At 48.6% G+C, this 22,495-nt stretch carries 21 protein-coding genes and 1 pseudogene; 9 read left to right on the top strand and 13 right to left on the bottom strand.

Annotated elements, in window-relative coordinates; all coding sequences use genetic code 11:
- Positions 1-78: 78 nt before the first annotated feature.
- On the top strand, positions 79-1,452 hold the full coding sequence (vcmA, locus tag CEQ48_RS11325) for a sodium-coupled multidrug efflux MATE transporter VcmA (RefSeq protein WP_000555127.1): 1,374 nt from the start codon (positions 79-81) through the stop codon (positions 1,450-1,452).
- A 142-nt stretch (positions 1,453-1,594) separates the two neighbouring features.
- Here the strand turns inward: vcmA and CEQ48_RS11320 are convergent, their stop codons facing one another.
- On the bottom strand, positions 1,595-2,446 hold the full coding sequence (locus CEQ48_RS11320) for an IS3 family transposase (RefSeq protein ID WP_089069862.1): 852 nt from the start codon (positions 2,444-2,446) through the stop codon (positions 1,595-1,597).
- Complete coding sequence (locus CEQ48_RS11315) at positions 2,443-2,751, bottom strand: transposase (protein ID WP_004413754.1); 309 nt, start codon at positions 2,749-2,751, stop codon at positions 2,443-2,445. The genes CEQ48_RS11320 and CEQ48_RS11315 overlap by 4 nt, the downstream gene beginning before the upstream one ends.
- Positions 2,752-3,014: 263 nt before the next feature.
- Between CEQ48_RS11315 and CEQ48_RS11310 the strand changes: the two genes are divergently transcribed.
- Entirely contained in the window at positions 3,015-3,998 is a 984-nt protein-coding gene (locus tag CEQ48_RS11310; RefSeq protein WP_089071313.1) for a DUF3080 domain-containing protein, read from the top strand.
- Between the two features lie 6 nt (positions 3,999-4,004).
- Here the strand turns inward: CEQ48_RS11310 and CEQ48_RS11305 are convergent, their stop codons facing one another.
- The 7 genes from CEQ48_RS11305 to CEQ48_RS11270 all read right to left on the bottom strand — a co-directional run bounded on the left by CEQ48_RS11305 (position 4,005) and on the right by CEQ48_RS11270 (position 10,039).
- A complete protein-coding gene (locus tag CEQ48_RS11305) occupies positions 4,005-4,853 on the bottom strand; it encodes a DNA ligase (protein ID WP_089071312.1) in 849 nt (282 codons plus the stop codon).
- A 306-nt stretch (positions 4,854-5,159) separates the two neighbouring features.
- Positions 5,160-6,338 carry a tetratricopeptide repeat protein gene (locus tag CEQ48_RS11295; RefSeq protein WP_089071310.1) on the bottom strand — a complete coding sequence of 393 codons (1,179 nt, stop codon included), beginning with the start codon at positions 6,336-6,338 and terminating at the stop codon, positions 5,160-5,162.
- Complete coding sequence (locus CEQ48_RS11290) at positions 6,335-6,955, bottom strand: energy transducer TonB (protein WP_000533089.1); 621 nt, start codon at positions 6,953-6,955, stop codon at positions 6,335-6,337. The genes CEQ48_RS11295 and CEQ48_RS11290 overlap by 4 nt, the downstream gene beginning before the upstream one ends.
- Complete coding sequence (locus CEQ48_RS11285) at positions 6,955-7,359, bottom strand: ExbD/TolR family protein (RefSeq protein WP_001236425.1); 405 nt, start codon at positions 7,357-7,359, stop codon at positions 6,955-6,957. Before CEQ48_RS11285 ends, CEQ48_RS11290 begins: the two co-directional genes overlap by 1 nt.
- Positions 7,356-7,895, bottom strand: a complete 540-nt coding sequence (locus CEQ48_RS11280) for a MotA/TolQ/ExbB proton channel family protein (RefSeq protein ID WP_001083290.1) — start codon at positions 7,893-7,895, stop codon at positions 7,356-7,358. Before CEQ48_RS11280 ends, CEQ48_RS11285 begins: the two co-directional genes overlap by 4 nt.
- Before the next feature lie 9 nt (positions 7,896-7,904).
- Positions 7,905-9,281 (bottom strand): MotA/TolQ/ExbB proton channel family protein, encoded by a 1,377-nt coding sequence (locus CEQ48_RS11275; RefSeq protein WP_089071309.1) that lies wholly within the window; start codon positions 9,279-9,281, stop codon positions 7,905-7,907.
- A complete protein-coding gene (locus CEQ48_RS11270; protein WP_089071308.1) occupies positions 9,281-10,039 on the bottom strand; it encodes a DUF3450 domain-containing protein in 759 nt (252 codons plus the stop codon). Before CEQ48_RS11270 ends, CEQ48_RS11275 begins: the two co-directional genes overlap by 1 nt.
- Before the next feature lie 316 nt (positions 10,040-10,355).
- Here CEQ48_RS11270 and CEQ48_RS11265 point away from each other — a divergent pair, with 316 nt between their 5' ends.
- The 6 genes from CEQ48_RS11265 (at position 10,356) to CEQ48_RS11240 (ending at position 16,154) form a co-directional block, all read left to right on the top strand.
- Positions 10,356-11,660, top strand: coding sequence for an extracellular solute-binding protein (locus tag CEQ48_RS11265; RefSeq protein ID WP_001045557.1), 1,305 nt, complete (start codon positions 10,356-10,358; stop codon positions 11,658-11,660).
- A 75-nt stretch (positions 11,661-11,735) separates the two neighbouring features.
- Positions 11,736-12,617, top strand: coding sequence for an ABC transporter permease subunit (locus CEQ48_RS11260; RefSeq protein WP_089071307.1), 882 nt, complete (start codon positions 11,736-11,738; stop codon positions 12,615-12,617).
- 9 nt (positions 12,618-12,626) lie between these two features.
- Complete coding sequence (gene ugpE, locus CEQ48_RS11255) at positions 12,627-13,469, top strand: sn-glycerol-3-phosphate ABC transporter permease UgpE (protein ID WP_000841539.1); 843 nt, start codon at positions 12,627-12,629, stop codon at positions 13,467-13,469.
- On the top strand, positions 13,459-14,631 hold the full coding sequence (locus CEQ48_RS11250; protein WP_089071306.1) for a sn-glycerol-3-phosphate import ATP-binding protein UgpC: 1,173 nt from the start codon (positions 13,459-13,461) through the stop codon (positions 14,629-14,631). The genes ugpE and CEQ48_RS11250 overlap by 11 nt, the downstream gene beginning before the upstream one ends.
- Before the next feature lie 20 nt (positions 14,632-14,651).
- Positions 14,652-15,413 carry a DeoR/GlpR family DNA-binding transcription regulator gene (locus tag CEQ48_RS11245; protein ID WP_089071305.1) on the top strand — a complete coding sequence of 254 codons (762 nt, stop codon included), beginning with the start codon at positions 14,652-14,654 and terminating at the stop codon, positions 15,411-15,413.
- 30 nt (positions 15,414-15,443) lie between these two features.
- Positions 15,444-16,154, top strand: coding sequence for a glycerophosphoryl diester phosphodiesterase (locus CEQ48_RS11240; RefSeq protein WP_181715149.1), 711 nt, complete (start codon positions 15,444-15,446; stop codon positions 16,152-16,154).
- 75 nt (positions 16,155-16,229) lie between these two features.
- On the opposite strand, the gene CEQ48_RS11235 is transcribed toward CEQ48_RS11240, so the two are convergent.
- The 4 genes and pseudogenes from CEQ48_RS11235 to CEQ48_RS11220 all read right to left on the bottom strand — a co-directional run bounded on the left by CEQ48_RS11235 (position 16,230) and on the right by CEQ48_RS11220 (position 19,715).
- Entirely contained in the window at positions 16,230-16,700 is a 471-nt protein-coding gene (locus tag CEQ48_RS11235; RefSeq protein WP_198301267.1) for a NanQ anomerase/TabA/YiaL family protein, read from the bottom strand.
- A gap of 10 nt (positions 16,701-16,710) precedes the next feature.
- On the bottom strand, positions 16,711-17,073 hold the full coding sequence (locus tag CEQ48_RS11230) for a RidA family protein (RefSeq protein WP_000152367.1): 363 nt from the start codon (positions 17,071-17,073) through the stop codon (positions 16,711-16,713).
- Positions 17,074-17,207: 134 nt separating this feature from the next.
- A pseudogene (locus CEQ48_RS11225) lies at positions 17,208-18,216 on the bottom strand (LacI family DNA-binding transcriptional regulator).
- 62 nt (positions 18,217-18,278) lie between these two features.
- Positions 18,279-19,715, bottom strand: coding sequence for a 6-phospho-beta-glucosidase (locus tag CEQ48_RS11220; protein ID WP_089071302.1), 1,437 nt, complete (start codon positions 19,713-19,715; stop codon positions 18,279-18,281).
- Between the two features lie 289 nt (positions 19,716-20,004).
- Here CEQ48_RS11220 and katG point away from each other — a divergent pair, with 289 nt between their 5' ends.
- Positions 20,005-22,179 (top strand): catalase/peroxidase HPI, encoded by a 2,175-nt coding sequence (katG, locus tag CEQ48_RS11215; protein WP_089071301.1) that lies wholly within the window; start codon positions 20,005-20,007, stop codon positions 22,177-22,179.
- The last annotated feature ends 316 nt before the right edge of the window (positions 22,180-22,495 follow it).

The raw sequence follows: 22,495 nt of genomic DNA, 5'->3' as shown, positions 1-22,495 counted from the left end.
CCATCCATTGCCATAAGTTGAGTATCCCGCGACTCACTGTTTAGGCTCCTCTTTGCTTGTCCCTCTTTGGAGAACTCTGTGCATCGTTACAAAAAAGAAGCATCAAATTTAATTAAACTCGCGACACCCGTACTGATTGCCTCAGTCGCGCAAACGGGTATGGGCTTTGTCGATACCATCATGGCGGGTGGTGTCAGTGCTATAGACATGGCCGCGGTATCGATCGCAGCCAGTATTTGGCTACCTTCCATTTTGTTTGGCGTGGGTTTGCTGATGGCTTTAGTGCCGGTCGTTGCCCAGCTCAATGGCGCGGGTCGCCAACACAAGATTCCGTTTGAAGTTCATCAGGGGTTGATCCTCGCGTTATTGGTTTCGATCCCGATCATTGCGGTACTCTTTCAAACCCAATTCATCATTCGGTTTATGGATGTAGAAGAGGCAATGGCGACCAAAACCGTCGGTTATATGCACGCCGTCATTTTTGCGGTTCCCGCTTACTTACTGTTTCAGGCACTGCGCAGTTTTACCGATGGTATGTCACTGACCAAACCTGCGATGGTGATTGGTTTTATTGGGTTATTGCTCAATATTCCTCTCAACTGGATTTTCGTTTACGGGAAATTTGGCGCACCAGAGCTAGGCGGTGTGGGTTGTGGTGTTGCAACCGCGATTGTGTATTGGATCATGTTGCTGCTGCTACTGTTTTACATCGTGACCTCTAAGCGTCTGGCACATGTAAAAGTGTTTGAGACTTTCCATAAACCACAGCCAAAAGAGTTGATCCGTCTATTTCGCTTAGGTTTTCCTGTTGCAGCCGCCCTCTTTTTTGAAGTGACTCTTTTTGCTGTGGTCGCACTTTTAGTGGCACCATTAGGGTCAACTGTCGTGGCGGCGCACCAAGTGGCGCTCAATTTCTCTTCTTTGGTGTTTATGTTCCCAATGAGTATTGGTGCCGCAGTCTCCATTCGTGTTGGCCATAAGTTAGGTGAGCAAGATACGAAAGGCGCTGCGATTGCAGCCAATGTCGGTTTAATGACTGGCCTTGCTACCGCTTGTATTACCGCGTTGCTCACCGTGTTGTTTCGTGAACAGATCGCGCTGCTGTATACCGAAAACCAAGTGGTGGTAGCGTTAGCGATGCAGCTCTTACTGTTTGCAGCAATCTATCAATGTATGGATGCGGTACAAGTTGTCGCCGCAGGATCACTGCGTGGCTATAAAGATATGACAGCGATTTTCCACCGTACATTTATCTCCTACTGGGTACTTGGCTTACCCACCGGTTATATCCTGGGGATGACCAACTGGCTGACGGAGCAACCCTTAGGTGCTAAAGGTTTCTGGCTCGGATTTATCATCGGACTCTCGGCGGCCGCACTGATGCTAGGGCAGCGTTTGTACTGGCTGCAAAAACAGAGTGATGACGTGCAGTTACACCTTGCAGCAAAATAATCGAGAGAAAATCCCATCAAGGCCAGCCAATCTATGCTGGCCTTTTTATTGATGGAGAAGAACCATAAACGCAGTATTACGTATATCTAAAGGACTTGGCGTTATAGGTTGGTGTACCCCACAAAAAGTAGACAGCACATAACTACCTACTTTCGTACTCAACTGGGCTGACATACCCCAACGCTGAGTGTCTTCTTCTGCGATTGTAAAATACCTCGATGTATTCGAAGATGCCCATCCGAGCTTCTTCAACAGTTTGATAGTCTTCTGCGTATATCAGTTCGACTTTCAGTCGACTGTAGAACGACTCCATCACCGCATTATCCCAACAGTTGCCCTGTCGACTCATGCTCGGTACACCTCCATGCTTGCGCATGAAGTCTTGATATTTATAGGCCCTGTATTGTACACCTCGGTCCGAGTGAATAATGACTCCCTTAGGCGGCTTACGTGACTCGAACGCCATTTTTAGAGCATTGGTGATGAGCTCGACTGTCATCGTTGTTTCTAGCGACCAACCCACAATGCGTCTTGAATGCAAGTCCATCACTGTCGCCAAGAAGAGCCAACGACTCTTCACCCAGATATACGTAATGTCCGTGACCCACTTCTGATTGGGTGTCTCTGATTCAAAGTCTCTTCGCAGTAAATTGTCGGCAACATTCGTCATAGCCGCTACATCCTTGCTGTATTTAAACCCTTTACCATTACGTGCCATGATACCTTTTTCCTTCATGATATCAGCCACATAGTTCACGCAGCAGGCATAGCCTGCTTCGTTTAGCTCTTCGGCTATGCGCACTGAACCGTAACGCGCCCGATATTGGGCAAAGGTACACATCACTAGCTGTTCAAAGCGCTCTCGCCGCTTTGAACGCTCACTCGGCGTATGATGACACCATTTATAGTAACCGCCTCGACTCACTTCTAAGGTGCGGCACATTAAGCTAATCGAGTACTCGCCGGTGTAGCTTTCAATGAACTCGTACTTCACTCTTGCTGCTTCGCGAAGTACGCCGAGACCTTTTTTAGGAATTCCATTTCATCTTTGAGCCGCTTGTTCTCGCGCCTTAGCGCTCGAAGCTCTTCGGACTCTTTCTTCGAATAATCGACACCATCTAAGGTGTTAAACTGTTTATCAGATAGGCGTGTGAACTGGCGCTTCCAGTTCCGGATCTGCTGGGCACTGATACCCAGCTCTTTAGCAACAGAGACGGCAGTTCGGCCGGGAAGGCTGGCCAGCCGAACTGCTTCTTTGCGAAACTCTTCGGTGTACGCTGGATTACGATGTTTAGCCATAAATCACCTCTCAATTAGACCCTAGATCTAACTTAGTAAAGTGTCTACTAAACGTGGGGTACTCGGAGGTAGACGGTCTGTGACTGACAAATTAATCGGGAACAAACTTTCACCGCCATCAGTCAGCCTTTAGTGAGCGCCAAGAATGCATGTCATCCCCATGGATAGAGACAGACGATGTGATTGGGGTGAGCCAACGTAGCTAACACCGCTGCAGCTTCAATTAAGAAAGGGATAGTAAAAGGAACAATTGAGAGGGAAATATGCGTTTAAGCGTTTTACTGACTGCACTTTTGCTGCTTACTGGATGCGAACCACGTCTAGCAATAGACGCGGATTTTGATCGCTACTTATCGCGTATCGCTAGTGTTCAGCAGCGCGATGCCGTATCACCGCCGGCGATGGCCGCTCAATCGCTTCCCGAAAAACGTGAGTTGTTGATAGCTATAGACCCCGTAACCATTAGCTTGCTCGACAGTTACGAACTGCGTCAATGCGACTTATTTGAGCTGATTGCGGAGCGTAATTCGATTTTAGGTAAAGTGCAGGACGAATTTCGCGAGTGGGATTACCAGGTTGCTTTATTAAATGGCATTCAAGGCTGTTTAACCTCACCGCAACTTAGCCAATCCTTAAAAGCACAGTTGCTCGATATACAAAACATCAAACAGCAGGAGCTGGCTTCACGTTGGCATAACTTGCTATACACCAGTGATACCATGCGTACTCAACTCAGCGGTTCGCAGTGGTACGATGAACAATGGAGCCACAGTGAGCTGCTGTTAGCACTAGAGCAACTCAACACGATTCAACACCAACTCCTTTCAGAGCAACCCATAGCTTCCGAACCATTAGTCACTCAGCAAGAAGTGCTAGAGAAACAGCGCTTATTAGGTCACTTAAAATTTTCCTTGGATCGCGCGAGCGTCTGGCTAAAGGTCGTGACGCAGCAGTTAGAGAACAATGATGATGCGATTGTCTGTGGGCCTCATCGTGATAACACCAAGCTCAACTACTTACGCAATGTATTTCAAAGCCAATACGTTGAAAAAATACAACCTTATCTCGCTTCACTGGATAAAACCTACTACCAGTTATCAGCACAACTTGGCCTGTTTGAGCAACCTCACTCACCGTTTCCGATTCAAGCTAGCCATCAAACTTTCCGTCTTACGACTCAACAGCATGCTCAATATTGGCAGCGGCTGTTTGCGCGTTGCCGTATTGCGGTTGGGCAAGCTCAATAGCTTGCCTCAATAGTTTTCTCTGACTCGAACAAAACGGGCAAATCTTGGTTTGCCTTCCGTCGTGAGTCCGTTGTAGCGGTAGGTGATTAAACTACCAATCTCGGGCGGATCTGCGCGCTCGACATCGCTAAATCCACTGCCGATATAAAATTCCAGCCCCTCCGAGGTGCGCACCAGTATCGAGCCCATTTTACCTTTGTATTTTCCCATCCCAAGTCGATAACCAATCACAGTTGCTTCCGCATCTTGGTGCCTTTTCAGCTTCAACAGATCATTGCTTCGCCCAGCCTGATAGCGAGCGCTGATTTTGCGCAGCATTACCCCTTCTCCCGATTTATCACTAATGTTATCGAGGTAGGAAAGCAGTTCCGCCTCAGATTTTATCGGGGTGTGTTCGACATATCGGATGTGCTTGAGATCAAGGCTGTTCACCAAATGGATTAGGTTGTAATAGCGCTTGCTGTAATCGCCTGCCGCATCAGGCATATCGAACAGCATTAGGCTGATTTTGCGCCATGCGGACTCGGCAGGTTGGCTATCTAAAACCGTTTGCTGTACCAGTGAGAAGTTGCCACGCCCTGCCCACAGCTCACCTTCGAGTGAATAAGGCGGTAGGGACTCCGTAAACCAAGCGGGTGCAGAGATAGGATTACCATTACGTGTGACCAATTGCTTCCCCGTCCAAATCGCGCGGACACCGTCAAGCTTCTCACTTTTCCAGTAATCGAAAATATCAATGCCGTGTTGGTAGTTGTTGGCGTAAGTAATTGGAATAAAAGCCAGCGGCCCATCATTGGCCAGCGTTTGCTGGGCCAGCATGATCGCGGCAGCGGTGAGCGTCAGTCGTATCAGCATGGTCACGTCCCTAATGAGAATGCGCAAACATTGTCATTAGGGACGCTGATGTGTGGAAGGGTGAAGCATTCACGATGCGAAACAGTTCATTAAATCTCGTTATTGAGCAAACAGAGAATTACATAGCAAAGCTGACTGCATCACTTGTTTTTTGCCTCTATACCCAAACGACTTGGAGTTGCAGGTAGGCGGCAAGTAAGTGAATCCCCATGAGCATAGGCAAACTATGTAATTGGGGTGAACGAACGTAGCCAACACCGCTGCAACTTCAAGTAGAAAGGGTATATCTCGAACTCTAGAACATCGCTACGAGTCTTGGGTGGATTGAGTGTGACGCTGCTGCGACAAATATTTGATCCACTGTTTGGCGCTTTCTGATGATTGGAGGCTGTCTGCTCGTTTAGCTTGCACCAATGCGGCCTCAAATTGATTGAGCTTATACAAAGCACGCGTTTTCGCTAAAGCGACTTGCGCTTGTTTATCACGCTCTTTGACCTGATCCAGTTCAGAAAGTGCTTGTTGATAATGGCCCTCTTGCAGCAATAACTGTGCGACATGCCAGTGATATTTAGCATCTTTTGTCGCCGCTAAACGCCACGTAGCGATCGCTTTATCCCACTCTTTCGCACGTTGCCAGTAGATGGCTCGCTCCGTAATGAGCTGCTGATTGCTCTGTGCCTCATCTAGGCTTTCCATCACTTGTGCTGCACGCTCTGGAATGCCATTTTGTGCATAGAGCTGAGCAAGCAAACGCAAATCTTGTTGGTTAAGTGCCACTTTTTGCATCTTCGCCAATGCCAGTGTGCTGAGCGCCTCTTTCTTCTGGCCAACTCGCAGCTCTAGGCTCACTAACTGACGCCACCACTCGGTTTTCTGTGGCTCCAACACCAATAAGCGTTGTAGGGTGCGAATTCCCGGCTTCCACTGTTCCAAATTAAGCTGTGCGCCTAATTGTAGTGAAAGTGGCAATACCGCATCCTTGGTTTGGAACTGAGCATACTGTTGCAGCCCATTCAGTACCGCCTTCCACTCTTGCATTTGGAAGTGCAACTGACTAATGCGCAACCAGAGTTCATCCCCTTTTTGATCGGCAGGAATGGCTTGCGCTAGCGTGTAGTAATGTTTGAGTGCTGAACGATACTCTTGTTGGCTTATCAAAAGATCCGCCAACATTTTGCGTGTTGTCCACGCTTGATCGTCTTGTAACTCGTTGCTCTCTACCGCCAACTTCAAGGATGCTATCGCCGCAGGGATTTGCTCATTCTGCCAATAAAACACCCCAAGCATACGCGCCACATAAGCGCGATCATAACTGCGGCTGAGTTCTGCTTGTTTTAGGATCTGAATCGCTTCTTTCACCTTATTCTCTTGTGCTAGCTGATTCGCTTTCACCACTTTACTGACCGTGTACGGTGTCAGCTCCGCGGCGTAAGTCGTCACGGATAGGCAAGACAGCAAGAGATAACTTAAGATTCGTCGTTTCATTTGTTCAGTTTAAACTCCAGTCGAACCGTTTGTCCGGGTTGGCTTACGGGTTGACCATCCACTATCTTAGGCTGGTATTTCCAGTTACGCAGAGCCAGCATCGCCTCACGCTCAAAATAGCGTTTCGGGTTAGCATCCACCACTTCGATATCGCGCGTTTTTCCCAACTCATCGATGGTAAAACGCAAGATCACGTAACCCTCCACTCCCCGTTGCAGAGCTTTCGCTGGATAGTTGGGCTCAACCCTGTGTAGCGGCATCACCTGCTGGTTAACCGCGAAATCACCAAACTGAGGCGCGTTAACGGCAACTCCTTCCATAGCGGTACTGAGGTTTAAGTCCATCACCGGATTGAGGTCTGAAACATCGAGTGCCGCCGTTTGTTCAGCTTTTGCAGGCGCTTGTGTCGGCACCTGCGGGACTTGTGGCTGTTCTGGTACGCTACGTTGTCTGCGTTGTACATCTTGCTCCTGCTCAGCCATAACCATGGTAAAGCTGAGCGCAGCGGTCGGTTTAGGAATGCTCTTTCCGCCGTTATCCACCATCCAAGCCATCAAGCTAAACAGCGCCAGTGTCACTAACAACGCAATCGGGCTGGCTAAGATCAAGCGTCCCATTAGGGTTTCTCCGCCGCTAATGCAATGCTTTTTACTCCTGCGCCTTTCGCCGCATCCATCACTTTGACCACGGTGCCGTTAAAGGCATGCTCATCAGCTTGAATCACTAAGGAAGCATCCGGTTGGTCTAACAACAGATGCTCTAAAGTCGCTTGCACTCGCTCCACGTCTACCTGACGTTTATCAATGTAGATGTCGTTGGCCGCGGTAATCGCCACAAAAATCCCAGCCTGTTTTTGGCTTACGGCATGCGCCGCTGTCGGGCGATTGACTTCCACACCCGATTCGCGCACAAACGAGCTGGTCACAATGAAGAAAATTAACATGATAAAGACGATGTCGAGCATCGAAGTCAGATCGATCTGCGCTTCTTCTTGCTTTGACGTTCTGCGCCCTAGCCTCATGATTGGCTCCTTAACGCTTGTTCTAATTTCATTTCAAGTCCACGACAGGTTTTGCTCAAACGTGCGTGGACGAAGAGTCCCGCTAATGCGGCCACCATGCCCGCCATGGTGGGTAAGGTGGCGAGTGAAATGCCCGAAGCCATCAATTTAGGATCACTACTGCCTTGTGTGGCCATCACATCAAACACGGAAATCATTCCGGTGACGGTTCCAAGTAAGCCAAGCATAGGACAAATGGCTACCAGAACCTTAATTAAGTTGAGATTCTGATTGAGCGCATTGTGCGCTTCGCCTAGCCATTGTTCACGAATGGAGCGAGCAAACCAGCTGTGTTGATCCGCACGTTGCAACCAGAGGTCAACCCAATGTTGGCGCTGTTTAGGAAAGGTCACGCTCAAAAACAACAGACGCTCAATCACTAACAGCCAACAGAGTAAAACAACCACCGCTAACCACCAGAGCACAGCGCCGCCTTGAGCCATAAACTCATCCAGCGGTTGCCAGTAATCCAGTAGGAAAGAGAATGCTGAATTCATCACTCGCCCTTATGCTGCTTGTTCAACACGAGATTGAGTAACCGCGGCACCACAATCACGTTCTGCTTGCTGTGCCACAAGACCAATCCCTTGTTTCTCAAGGATGTTGCGGATCGCTTCCGCTTGCGCGCTCAAAATATTATGCGCCAGTAGCAGTGGGATCGCCGCAATCAAGCCTTCCACGGTAGTGACTAGGGCCATCGAGATCCCCCCCGCCATTACTTTCGGGTCGCCATTACCAAACTGGGTGATCACTTGGAAGGTTTCAATCATCCCGGTCACGGTGCCGAGTAATCCAAGCATAGGAGCCAGCGCAGCCAGCAATTTCAGCATCGACAGACCCGTCTCAAGATGATTTTGCTCATCCACAACAGCTTCCAGCAAACGCAGCTCAAGCGCTTCGACACTGCGTTGCTGCTCTTTGTTGTAAACCGCCAAAATGCGTCCGAGTGGGTTATTCCCCGGCTGCTCTGGGTTTTTGAGTTGCGCTTTGATCTTTTGACGCAGAGTGGCCAATATCGCGCCACGGTACAAAGCAATAATTAATCCCACACCCAGTAACACGAGGATCACGTTACCAATCACACCACCCGCTTGTAGGCGTTGGCTAAGTGTTGGGGTGAGCGCCAGTTGCTCGAGCAACACACCGCGTGCTGGGTCGACTTTCATAGTGACAACGTCACCATCAACTAAAGTGCGGATATGACTGAAGGTTGGGAAATCGGATGGTAACTGCTGATAGCTCAATGCTTGCTGACGTGCATTATCCCACTTCACATAGCCTTGCTCGGAAATTAATCCAAGCGAACCTAAACGTAACGCGGGTACGGTCTGCGTTTCACCCTGCCCGTTGAGCCACTGAATTTCGGTGGTTTGGATTTGTCCACTCGCACGGATCTCTTCACTCATGGCTTGCCATAAACCACGCAGTTGAGCCATTGACGGTAAGGTTTTGGCGGCCACCACGTCATCAATGCTCTGCTGATGAGCACGAGGCTCAACGCCAGTCACTGATTGATCCAGTTCACTTTGCAGCTCTTTCGCGTTTTGACGTACTACGCCAAACATCTCACCTAAGCTACCGGTTTCCAAACGCAGTGTTTCTTCAAGACGCGCGAGCGTATTTTCGTTATCACTGAACTGGCTAGATAGCTGATCCGCCTCTTTCTGTAAGCGATTACGCTCAGCCAGTAACTCGGCTTTCGCGGCTTGTAGTTCTTGCGCCGTTTGTACAAAACCCGCTTCACGCTGCTGGTTGTGTTGTTGCTGTTGCGCTTTTTCCTGCGTCGCTTGTTGAACGAGGCTATTCGTCGAAGCGTTAGCAACACTTGCAAAGGCGAATGGCAGACTTAATGCCAGTGCTAAGGTGGTCTTTCTAAGTGTCATTATTTAGCCTCCGCAGCGGTCAACGAAACAGGCAAGTTCAGCAGGGTCGGTGCAATCTGTTGCTTAGCCAATTGGTAAGCGGCAGTGAGATCGCTTTTGTTGGCATCCGTGATTGCTTGCCATGCGTTCTGCTTGGAATTCCAAGTCCAGAACTGCTCGCCATCCAAACTGCGTGCTAATAGCGACAGACGACCTAAATAGAGCACATCCGCTTCCACTTCTTGTGCAGAAGGAAGAGTGATTTTGGCTTGATAGGTACCAAGCTTATTGCCGTAGTCGAGTTCAATCTGATATGCCTCGAGAATACGACGGTACTTTTCAGCATCACTGACATCTGCCCGAGGCATCAGTTCTTTGAGTTTCTCAATGCGTTCTTGACGTGCCGCAAGACGAATCGGTTTATCTTGCGCAACCCACTCCTCCAGCCCTTCAATCATGTCATACATCAAAGGAACTATGCCTTGGCGCGTGCGTTTGATCTCTTCGGTTTGCTGTTCAAGACTGGCCATCTCTTGCTGTTGATTAGCCACCAAAGATTGTAAGTGATTACGGTACACCTGAAGATTTTTGACTTCTTCGTTCAACTGTTCGATTTCCGCACGCAGTAACAAACTCTGCTCGGCACTGCGGTCAATTTTTTGCTGGCTCTGTGCAGAAGCTTGGTTAGTACTGTTTTGAATCGCTTGCGCTTGATCGAGCGAAGCGGCATGCGCTGGCAAAAGTGCCGAAACGCAAAGAAGTAAGAGACATCTTTTCATGGGTTGTGATTAGCCGTTTAAGGAATGGTTGGGATTCTATTGAGAAACGCTCTCATTATCAACCAAGTTCAATCATCGTTTTTTCTATCCTACCTTTTAATTCGCGCTCCGTACTCCTCTTAAGTCAATTATGACTGCTGAGTCGAGAACGCCATCGCCTTATTCGCGGTGCCCCCCACATCGGACTGTCATACCTTTTCCATATATCTTTCATATTTTTGCCATTTTTCAGCCACGGCGCTGTAACTTTTGCTCGCCAGTATACCTTCTAACGAAACACAAACAGTCTCGTTCGAAACTTACAAGGAATGAATCAATGAATAAGGTATGGTTAACCGGTTTGCTGACAGCAACCGCTTCTGGCGTTTTTTCAGCCTCAACATTAGCGGCAACCGAAATTACTTGGTGGCATGCCATGGGTGGTCAACTGGGTGAAACGGTCAATCAGTTGGCAACTGACTTTAATGCCTCACAAAGCGACTATAAGCTCACTCCCGTTTATAAAGGTTCGTACACAGAAACACTGACCGCAGGAATTGCGGCGTTTCGTGCTGGCCAAGCACCCAATATTTTGCAAGTGTTTGATGCTGGTGCCGCCACCATTATGAGCAGCAAAGGCGTTGCCAAACCCATGCAAGATCTGATGATCGAGTCAGGCTATCCGTTCACCGCACAAGATTACATTGCTGGGGTACGTAACTTTTATGCCGATAACACGGGAAAAATGGTCGGCATGCCATTCAACAGCTCAACGCCTGTGCTGTACTACAACAAAGACATGTTGGCTTCCGTTAACGCGCAAGCGCCACAAACTTATGAGCAGCTAGAGCAAGTCGCTGCTAAGTTAGCCGAAAAAGGTCAAGCGGGATTTGCCCAATCCTTAACGCCGTGGATCATGTTTGAGAACTTCAAATCTCGCCACAACCTACCGCTTTCTGATAAGCAAAATGGCTATCAAGATCTCTCGACGAAAATCATGTTTAACTCTGACGATATGCTGATGCATGTGAAAAAACTCAAAGAGTGGTCAGATAAAGGTTATTACAAGTATTACGGCAGTGATTGGGATGCCAACCAAACGCCATTCGAACGTGGCGAAGTGGCAATGTGGATGGGATCTTCTGGCTCATTCGGTGGCCTACGTAACCGCGTGAAATTCAATCTCGGTACGACCTACCTGCCTTACTGGGAATCGGTCACCAAAAACCCAACCCATACCTTTATTGGTGGTGCCGCGCTGTTTGCACTGCAGGGTCACACTCCAGCGCAGGATAAAGGTGTCGCGGCTTTCTTCGCTTACCTGACCAAGCCCGAAACGCAAATGAATTGGCATAAAACCACAGGTTATGTGCCCGTCACCAATGCAGCCTACGACCTGACCAAACAATCGGGCTACTACCAAGAAAACCCGGATGCAGAAGTGGGCGTAAAGCAGCTTAGCTTGCCTGATGGTGAATGGACCAAAGGCTATCGCCTCGGCTACTACCCACAAGTGCGTGAAGTCATGCATCGCGAGTTCGATAACATTTTCTCTGGCCGCTCAACTGTCGAGAGCAGCTTGAATAAAGTAGAAGATGAAAGCGCTAAGTTACTGAATCGCTTTGCTCGTACCGTGCAATAACCCCAAACGCCGCCAGCATTATCCTGATATTTTGCTGGCGGCTTGTTATTTTTACTGTCTAATTTGAGTTTTCCTGTGCAACGTCGACAACATTTCGCTCACACTCCGCTGCCCTATTTGCTGCTTGCGCCGCAAATCGTGATCATCGCGGTGTTCTTTATTTATCCTGCCGCACAAGCGATTTATCTCTCTTTTATGTTGGAAGATCCTTGGGGGCTCTCCTCGACTTTTGTTTGGTTTGAAAACTATCAGGTACTGTTTAGCTCAGCCGACTATCTTGACTCACTGGGCTTTACTCTGCTGTTTTCGGTGATTGTCTCTTTTCTTTCGCTGGCGCTTGCGCTGTTGCTCGCGGTAAAAGCCGACAACATCATTCATGGCCAAGGTTCGTATCGTGTCACGCTAACGTGGGTGTATGCCGTCGCGCCGGCCGTCGCGGGCATCATTGGCGGTTTTCTGTTTAATCCGCACATTGGTGTCCTGACCGACTTTTTCCAATACATCGGCTGGCAATTTAGCTTTCAGACCGACCCTGTGGATGCCACGGTTGCGCTGATTTTGGTCTCAGTCTGGAAACAGGTTTCGGTCAACTTCCTCTATTTTTTGGCCGGTTTACAGTCAATTTCCTACGCGGTACGCGAAGCGGCACTGCTCGATTGCCAAAGCGACAGCAAACGTTTTTGGAGCATCACCTTTCCTCTGCTTGCCCCGACTGGTTTTTTCCTGCTGGTGATCAACCTTACTTACGCTTTTTTCGACACTTTCGGCGTGATTGACACCATGACCAATGGCGGCCCCGGCGGCAGTACCACCTCACTGGTGTACAAGGTGTATCGCGATGGTTTTGTTGGTGCAGACCTTGGCGGCAGCTCAGCGCAATCGGTGGTGTTACTCGTGTTGGTGCTGGCGCTGACTTGGTTGCAGTTCCGTTTTGTTGAAAAACGTGTTCATTACTAAGGAGTTACGATGAAAAGTAATCGACTCTCCGATCATTTGATCCTTATCGCTGGCGCACTGTTTATGCTAGTGCCGCTGTGGCTGATTTTCGCGAGTTCAACCCATCAGCCAAACACCATTGTCTCGGAAGGTTTGCAATGGACTCTTGGCGATAACCTCAGCGCAGTTTATCAAGAAGCATGGAATAAAAGCCTCGGTTTTGCCGGTAATGTCACCGCGCAAACCATGATCGTCAACTCGATGATCATGGGCTTGGGTTTTGCGATTGGCAAAATCGTAATTTCGATGATGGCCGCTTACGCTTTGGTCTACTTTCGTTTGCCTTATGCCAGCGCGTGGTTTTGGCTGATTTTCATTACCCTACTGCTGCCGCTTGAAGTGCGGATCATTCCCTCTTATGAAGTGGTGTCCAATTTAGGCATGCTCAATAGCTACACAGGCTTAGTGCTGCCACTCATCGCCTCAGCTACCGCGACGTTTTTCTTCCGTCAGTTTTTTAAAACCATACCGGATGAACTGTTGGAAGCGGCTCAGCTTGATAACGCAGGCCCTATACGTTTTTTTATCGATATTTTATTTCCCCTCTCGAAAACCATGATGGCCGCGATTTTCATCATCATGTTTGTGGTGGGTTGGAACCAATACCTGTGGCCGATCATGATGACCACGGATGAGCAATACAACACCATAGTGATGGGCATAAAACAGATTCTCAATAACATCAATGAAACCAGCTTGCCGCGTTATGACTACGCGTTTGCCATGGTGATCCTCGCCATGCTGCCACCGGTTTTGGTGGTGGTGATTTTCCAACGTTGGTTTGTAAAAGGATTAGTCGAAAGTGAAAAATAATCAGAACTCCAATATCCATCTGCTACGCAGCGCCAAACACGCGGAGCCTGTTATGTTAGACATCAAACAGTTAGTCAAAACTTACGATAACGGCCATCAAGCGGTGAAAGGCGTGGATCTGTCGATTCATCAAGGGGAATTTATCGTTTTAGTCGGCCCATCGGGCTGCGGCAAATCCTCCATTCTGCGCTCCATCGCAGGCTTAGAGAGCATTACTTCCGGCGAAATTCATCTCGCGGGACGCCGCGTCGATAACGAAAAACCGGCCAATCGCGACATCGCTATGGTGTTCCAAAACTATGCCTTGTACCCACACATGAGTGTCTACGATAACCTTGCCTACGGCCTTAAAAACCGTGGTGTGGATAAACAAACTATCGCAGAAAAAATTGCTAAGGTCGCGAAAACCCTAAAAATTGAAGAGTACTTAGACAGAAAACCGGCCAAGCTTTCCGGCGGACAACGCCAGCGAGTGGCGATGGGACGAGCGATTGTGCGCGATCCGCAGCTGTTTTTGTTTGATGAGCCGCTCTCAAACTTGGATGCGGCGCTGCGTGCGCACATGCGCTTAGAAATCAAAAAACTACAGCGTGAACTTGGCGTAACCAGTGTTTACGTAACCCATGACCAGGTGGAAGCGATGACGCTTGCGGACCGAATTGTCGTGGTTAAACAGGGAGAAATTGAGCAAGTCGGCACACCCGCCGAAGTTTACCATCAGCCAGCCAGTACCTTTGTCGCGAGCTTTATCGGCAGCCCTGCCATGAATTTCCTTCCTGCTTGCATCAAGCAAGGTCGATTGCACATCGCTGGCAAGTACTGTGACTTGCCACAGTTCGACGCCATAAGTTCCGAAAACATCACGTTAGGTATTCGCCCCGAACACGCCTCGCTGCAACCGCTAGCCAATGCCATTGAATTAAAACTGGATATTCAAGTGGTAGAGCCGCTAGGCCCGAATCAGCTCGTGCATGGCAAGATTTTAGGCCTAGGGAGCGAACAGGATTTCATCGCGGTGACCGCAGAAATTCCGCTCGATGTGCATCAAACATTGCCGATTTGGGTTGCATTTGATCAGCTGCATCTTTTTGATCAACAAGGAAAAAGGCTTGCTACTCAGCCACATGCTTGTTCTTTAAACAGTAAAATCGCTACACGTTAATAGCGACAATAAGGAAAGTTGTGAGCCTATTATCATCCCGCCAAAAACAGATCTTGGAATATTTACAACAAACCCACGGGGTGCTTTCGAGCGCCCTACTCTCTGAACGCTTTGAGGTGTCGGTACAAACCATTCGCAAAGACATGAACGATTTGAGCGACAAAGGTATGGTACGCCGCGTACATGGCGGCATTTCTCTGCCCAGTCCGAATGATAATTTATCGTTCAGTAATCGCGATCTGATCAATCTCTCCGCAAAACAGCGAATCGCGCAGAGGGTGGCGCAAGAATTACCGGAAGGATGCAGTATCTTTCTGGGTATCGGGACAACCCCAAAACAAGTGGCGCAAGCGCTGCTCGATCATCCCGGTTTGACTGTGGTGACCAACAACCTCAATGCCGCACTGACCTTAAGCCGTAACCCCAACATCAATTTGCACCTCGCGGGTGGATTGGTTCGCCACTCCGATGAAGATACCGTCGGCGAAGCGACAACCCGCTTTTATCGTAGCTTTAATATTAAGGTTGGGGTTTTTGGTGTAGGCGGGCTCAATTCTCGCGGTCAATTGCTTGATTTTACGCCAGAAGAAGCCAATTTAACCCGCGCCATCATAGAACATAGCGAACAGTGTTGGTTAGTTGCAGACAAAAGCAAATTAGAGCGCTATGCTCCCGTGGTCAGTGGTGAACTGTCTGAAATGCATCGCCTCTTCGTCGATAAAAGTACGCCTGCTTTTCAACAGTTGTCCCTTTTGCACCACGTCGAACTTATTGAATCGTGATTTGAGTGTGATTCTCACTAAGGAAGCATGATGCCTTCAATCATCGTCGGCCACCGTGGGGTGGCTGGAACGTATCCAGAAAATACCCGTGTCAGTGTACAAGCCGCTATCAACCTTGGTTTATCTTGGGTGGAAGTGGATGTGCAGCCGACCAAAGACAATGTACTGGTTGTGTGTCATGACCATACGATTGACCGTTGCAGTAATGGCAAAGGTCGCATTGATGAGTACACACTCGCCGAACTCAAGCAGCTTGATTTCGGTGCTTGGTTTGATCCTCGTTTTGCGGGCGAAACCATCATGACGCTGGAAGAGCTGCTTGAGCTTGCGGCAGAGCACGATTTAGGGCTGAATATCGAAATTAAAGTCGACAAGCACGATGTGGCCAGTGTCGTACAAAACTTAAAAGAACAGCTAGACCAGAGCCCACTGGTTGCCGAAAAAATCTTACTGTCGAGCTTTAGCCACGACATTATTTTGCAACTGCACCAGCATTGTCCGGGTTACAAATTGGGCATTTTGAGTGAGCGTTTGACTCAGCGGGATCGCCAAGTGCTTAAACAGGTGAATGCGTTTAGCTGTCACCTCAATTATCGCTGGATCACAGAAAAACACGTCCGCGATTTGAAAAATGGCGGCTACCAGATTTGGTGTTACACCCTCAATCAAGTGGATAAATTCCGCTATTTAGACAAAGTCGATGCCATTTTCTCCGACTTCCCAGAGCGCTTTATCAGCTAATTTCTTCTTTCGGACTTCAGCAAAACGCCCATATAAATGGGCGTTTTTTATGGTTTCACTTCAGCAACTCAGTTTTTACTCAAAAAAAGCTTTATCAACCTTGATCACCACTTTACGTACAGGCTCACCCTCACCTTCTACCGCAATCAGTGGACGATGCGGTTGACCGGGATAGAACACAATGAAATCTCCCGCCGCCAAATCGACAAAGCGCTCTTCGACAAGTTGTGCACTGAACGCCACATCGCGTGTTGCCAGCAAATCTTCGTCCAAGCCATTGAACGGCGCTAGGCTGTAACCAAAGCGCTCACGCCCTTGCAGTAAAATCTGCACATCCAAATAACGAGCATGGCACTCGCTACGACGCAGAGCGAGCGGTTGGGTATGATCTTCCATCACCAGAAAAAACGCCGAATCACCCTGCAACTCGTGTTTACCCGTCGGTAACGGTGTCGCGACACGCTCTAATACTTTATCAATCAGCCGTTGTAACTGAGGTGACAGTGCAGCGCAAAACTGGCGCTGCGTGATATGACCAATAAACATCGGTGTTTCCTTATTGATACTGCTCGCCCGCAGCCGCCACAAAAGCCATTTCCACTTTATAATCTGGGTCAGCCAGCTCCGCTTTCACGCACGCTCGGCTTGGGGCGCAGCCTTCTGGAAACCAAGCATCCCAAATTTGGTTAAGCACTGGGAGGTCGGCAAAATCCGTGACATAAATCGTCACCGATAAGATGCGTGAACGATCGCTGCCAATCTTCGCCAATTGGCGCTCTGCTTGCGCGAGAACCTGCTCAACTTGGCCTTGCATATCGGCCGACGTGTCGCTATCGGCGACTTCAACAAAATGGGCAATGCCGTTAAACACGGTGATATCAGACCAACGAGTGCCTGGATTAATACGATGTATCGTCATAGTGTTCTCTTTTACGTTATTCGCTAAGAAGCATGTTGCCTCTTCACTTATCTATATCGGGGAGCAGGATAGCCAAGATGAAGCGTAAAATCGCGCTCTGTCCCCGCAATTTTACTGACAAGTTGCTGTTTTACTCATAGTTTGAGCGCTATGGTGGATTCACGGGCGATCAAACTCCCTTGATAGAGCCTGTGCTGTGCATCTTGTGGTTTTTTATTAGCAATCTCGACAGCCAAACTGATTGCTTGCTGAGTTAACTCGCCGATCGGTAGACTCACGCTCGATAAACTCGGGATAGCAAAAGCCGCCGCGGGTTCATTATCAATCCCGATTATGGAAACTTGCTTGGGTACATGAATGCCATGTTCATGCATGGCACGCATTGCGCCGAGCGCCATATCATCGTTACAGGCAAAAACCGCCGTCATGGAAATGCCTTGTTGCAGCAGTTGTTGCATTGCCTGATAACCACCAAGCAGCGTGTTATCCCCTTCAATGACCAAGGACGAGTTCAACTCAACCCCTTGTTCATGTAACGCTTGTTGATACACCTGATAACGAATTTTTCCCGTCTCGCTCACCAGCGGCGATGTAATACAGGCGATATGACGATGCCCTAAATTCAACAAATGCTGCATCGCTAACTGAGCAATTTGCGTTTGATCGAGACCAAAGCTGTGTAATTGCGGATGATGTAAACGGCGATTGAGGATCACTAAGGGAGACGGATATTGCTGCTGTAATTCAAGTAATTGCACTTCACCCAAATGACGACTGTACAGCAAGATCGCATCACAACGCTGCGCCGCTAATGTGGCGACCGCTTCTTTTTCGCCTTGCTCACTGTTTTTGCTGTTCACAACCAGCAGTTTTTTTCCCAGCTTTCTGCGCGCCTTGTTCGGCTTCAAACAAAATCGAACCAAAATAGCTGCTCTCAAAATGCGGCAGCACCAAGCCAATCGAATTGGTAGTATTGGTGGCGAGCGCCTGCGCCAAACTGTTAGGCTGATAACCGAGCTGCTGCATGGCGGCAAGTATCGCTTCACGCGTTTGTGCTTTGACTTGACCTGTCTCATTCAGCACTCGTGATACCGTGGCTTTGGAGACACCCGCCAATTTACACACATCGTTTATGGTTACCATCAACAATCCTTCAAACTGAATCCGCAAAAATTAAGCGGCGACCCAAAGGCCGCCGACACGATTTAAAGCTTTTCACCGTTACTGGCGATCACTTGTTGATACCAGTAGAAGCTCTTTTTCTTAGCGCGCGCCATGGTGCCACTGCCATCATCGTGCTTATCCACATAGATAAAGCCGTAGCGTTTTTTGTACTCGCCAGTGGTGAACGATACACAGTCGATACAGCCCCAAGGGGTGTAACCCATCACTTCAACCCCGTCGTAGTCGATCGCTTGTTTGACTGCCGCGATATGCTCAGAGAGGTAGCGAATTCGGTAATCATCGTTGATTGAACCATCCGCTTCGACGGTGTCCAGCGCGCCGAGGCCATTTTCTACCACAAAAATCGGTTTTTGGTAACGCTCATACAGCTCAGAAAGCGCATAACGTAAACCTTGTGGATCAATCTGCCATCCCCAATCGGACGCAGGAAGATACGGGTTTAAGCGGCTGGTTTCAAACAAAGAAGTGGTTTCACCCTCTTGCTCTGGCGCGGCAGAGACAATATTGGTCATGTAGTAGCTGATGGCGAGGTAATCGGCGCAGCCTTGGCGCAGGATCTGCTCATCACCAGCTTGCATCTCAATCTCGATGCCTTTACGTTGCCACTCTTTGCGCAGATAACTGGGGTAATAGCCACGAACCTGTACATCACTGAACAGATATTTCTCACGCATCAACTCTTGTGCCAACAACACATCTTCCGGACGTGAGGTGGCAGGATACAGCGGCATCATATGGATCATGCTGCCAATTTTAAAATCCGGATTGATCTCGTGCCCCAGTTTCACCACTAATGCGCTGGCAATAAATTGGTGATGTAGCACTTGGTACATGGCTTGTTCTGGGTGGTCTTGCTCAGCGTAAAGCATACCTGAGTTGCAATAACCAAAGATCGGCAGCTTCCAGTTGCGTTGGTTATTGATTTCATTAAAGGTGATCCAATATTTCACCTTATGCTGGTAACGGGTCATCACCACTTGCGCAAATTTGGTGAAGTGATCAATCAAATCGCGGTTGAGCCAACTGCCATACTGCTTTACCAGATGCAGTGGCATTTCGAAATGTGACAACGTAATGACAGGTTCGATCTTATGCTTTAACAGCTCATCAAACAGATCATCATAAAACTGTAATCCGGCTTCATTGGGCTCGGCTTCATCGCCATTCGGGAAAATCCGTGTCCACGCAATAGATGTACGGAAACACTTAAAACCCATTTCAGCAAACAGCGCGATATCTTCTTTATAGTAATGATAAAAATCGACCGCTTGATGGTTTGGGTAAAATTCGCCTTCCATAACCCCATCGGTAATACGGCGTGGCACTTCGTGCGCACCGCGAGTCAGCACATCAACAATGCTCACGCCTTTACCACCTTGATCCCAACCGCCTTCCACTTGATGCGCCGCTACCGCACCACCCCACAAAAAATCGTTAGGAAAAACAGACTTACTCATTGATGACCCCTATCACAAAATTAGAAATTCATTCTCAGATCGATAAAACTCCCGACACTATAACTTAAACTTTCTTACAATGTAACCGGTTTCAGAAATCGGTTACTGAGTGAAATATCCTCATTATGAGAACGGTCAATATTACCTATCACAAGTATCGGCAATTCTAATTAGTCTTAGTGGGGATCCGTGTCTAGACTCTAAACGTCAACACAGTATCTCAACTCATTCGAATACAAGCTGATTTTCTGCTTTCGAGTGATCATACAATTAGGCAAGGAGCAATATAATGGATAACCATAAAACAGGTTCTAGTGGCCAATGTCCTGTGATGCACGGCGGTGCAACTTCGGCAGGCATCTCTAATATGGATTGGTGGCCGAAAGCGCTAAACCTCGACATCCTTCATCAGCATGACAGCAAAACCAATCCACTTGGTGCTGATTTTAATTATCGCGAAGAGCTGAAAAAGCTTGATGTAGAAGCGCTAAAGCGCGATCTGAAAGCGTTAATGACCAATAGCCAAGAGTGGTGGCCAGCTGACTGGGGACACTATGGCGGTTTGATGATTCGTATGGCATGGCACTCTGCGGGCACTTACCGTATTGCCGATGGTCGTGGCGGCGGCGGTACCGGTAACCAACGTTTTGCCCCACTTAACTCATGGCCCGATAACGCCAACTTAGATAAAGCACGCCGTTTGCTGTGGCCTATCAAACAAAAGTACGGTAACAAAATCAGCTGGGCGGATTTGATGATCCTCGCGGGGAACATGGCTTATGAATCGATGGGCCTCAAAACCTTTGGTTTTGCCTTTGGCCGCGAAGACATCTGGCATCCAGAAAAAGACATCTACTGGGGTTCTGAAAAAGAGTGGCTTGCCAAATCTGGCGGTGAAAATAGCCGTTATTCCGGCCAGCGCGATCTCGAAAACCCACTCGCGGCCGTCATGATGGGGCTTATCTACGTCAACCCAGAAGGTGTGGATGGAAACCCAGATCCACTCAAAACCGCGCAAGATATGCGTGTCACTTTTGCTCGCATGGCAATGAATGACGAAGAGACCGTTGCTCTGACGGCGGGCGGCCATACCGTCGGTAAAGCGCACGGTAATGGTAACGCTTCTAACCTTGGCCCTGATCCTGAAGGCGCTGAACTGCACGAACAAGGCTTAGGTTGGAACAACCACACCAGCCGTGGGATTGGTCGAAACACCGTCACCAGTGGTATCGAAGGTGCGTGGACCACTCACCCAACCAAATGGGATAACGGTTTCTTCTACCTACTGTTCACTTATGAGTGGCAGCTCACTAAGAGCCCTGCGGGCGCATGGCAATGGGAACCTGTCAACATCAAAGAGGAAGACAAACCGGTTGATGTGGAAGACCCAAGTATTCGCTACAACCCTATGATGACCGATGCCGATATGGCTCTGAAAATGGATCCTGAATATCGCAAGATTTCAGAGCGCTTCTACAAAGACCCTGCTTACTTCTCAGAAGTGTTTGCGCGAGCTTGGTTTAAGCTCACTCACCGCGATATGGGACCGAAAGCGCGCTACTTCGGCCCAGATGTTCCGGCAGAAGAGTTGATCTGGCAAGACCCTGTTCCAGCAGGTCGTAAAGACTATGATGTCAATGCGGTCAAAGCAAAAATCGCGGCGAGCGGTCTAAGCATCAGTGAAATGGTCAGCACTGCTTGGGATAGCGCTCGTACTTTCCGTGGTTCCGATAAACGTGGTGGTGCCAACGGGGCGCGTATTCGCCTCGCTCCGCAAAAAGATTGGGAAGGTAACGAACCTGCGCGTCTTGGCAAAGTGCTGGCGGTGTTAGAGAAAATTGCCGCTGAATCAGGCATCAGTATCGCCGATACGATTGTTCTGGCTGGTAACGTAGGTATTGAACAAGCGGCCAAAGCCGCGGGCGTGAATGTGACCGTACCGTTCGCACCGGGACGTGGCGATGCGACAATCGAACAAACCGATGTTGAGTCGTTTGAAGTACTTGAGCCTCTCGCGGATGGCTTCCGTAACTGGCAGAAAAAGCATTATGTGGTCACACCGGAAGAAATGTTGCTCGACAAAGCGCAACTGCTGCGCCTCACCGCTCCAGAAATGACGGTGCTAATTGGCGGCATGCGTGTGCTTGGCACTAACTACGGTGGCAGCCAACACGGCGTGTTTACCGACCGCGTGGGTGCGTTGACCAACGATTTCTTCGTTAACCTAACCGACATGAGTTACACCTGGAAACCAACCGGTCGCAACTCTTACGAGATTGTTGAACGTAACAGCGGCAAAGTGAAGTGGACTGCAACTCGTGTTGATCTGGTATTTGGTTCTAACTCCATCCTACGTGCTTATGCGGAAGTGTACGCACAGGACGACAACAAAGAAAAATTCGTCAAAGACTTTGTTGCCGCATGGACCAAAGTAATGAATGCGGATCGATTTGATCTGGTGTAATCCATCTCACCATCCCTTTCAAGGCTGCCGAATGGCAGCCTTTTCTTTTAGTTAACGATCCTCTTTCTCTTACTTCGCCTAAGCTCAATTATTTTGCATTATTATCCTGCATTTAATTGAGTTCATTTTCTAGCCACTTATAAAATTCCCACATGAAATGTCGATATGTAACTAAATAAAACTGAACAGTTTCATCTTGCACTCCTACTTACATTTACATATTCAATATAAAAAACACACCTTAAATAATATTGAAAACTATTAACTACATTTTATTTAGTTGATAAAAACCAATGTGATAATCTCCTAAAAATTC

The organism is Vibrio tarriae (assembly GCF_002216685.1).
In the GTDB taxonomy this organism is placed as follows: Bacteria; Pseudomonadota; Gammaproteobacteria; order Enterobacterales; family Vibrionaceae; genus Vibrio; species Vibrio tarriae.
The sequence above is the reverse complement of the archived record's forward strand: the minus strand, read 5'-3'. Positions and strand labels throughout refer to the sequence as shown.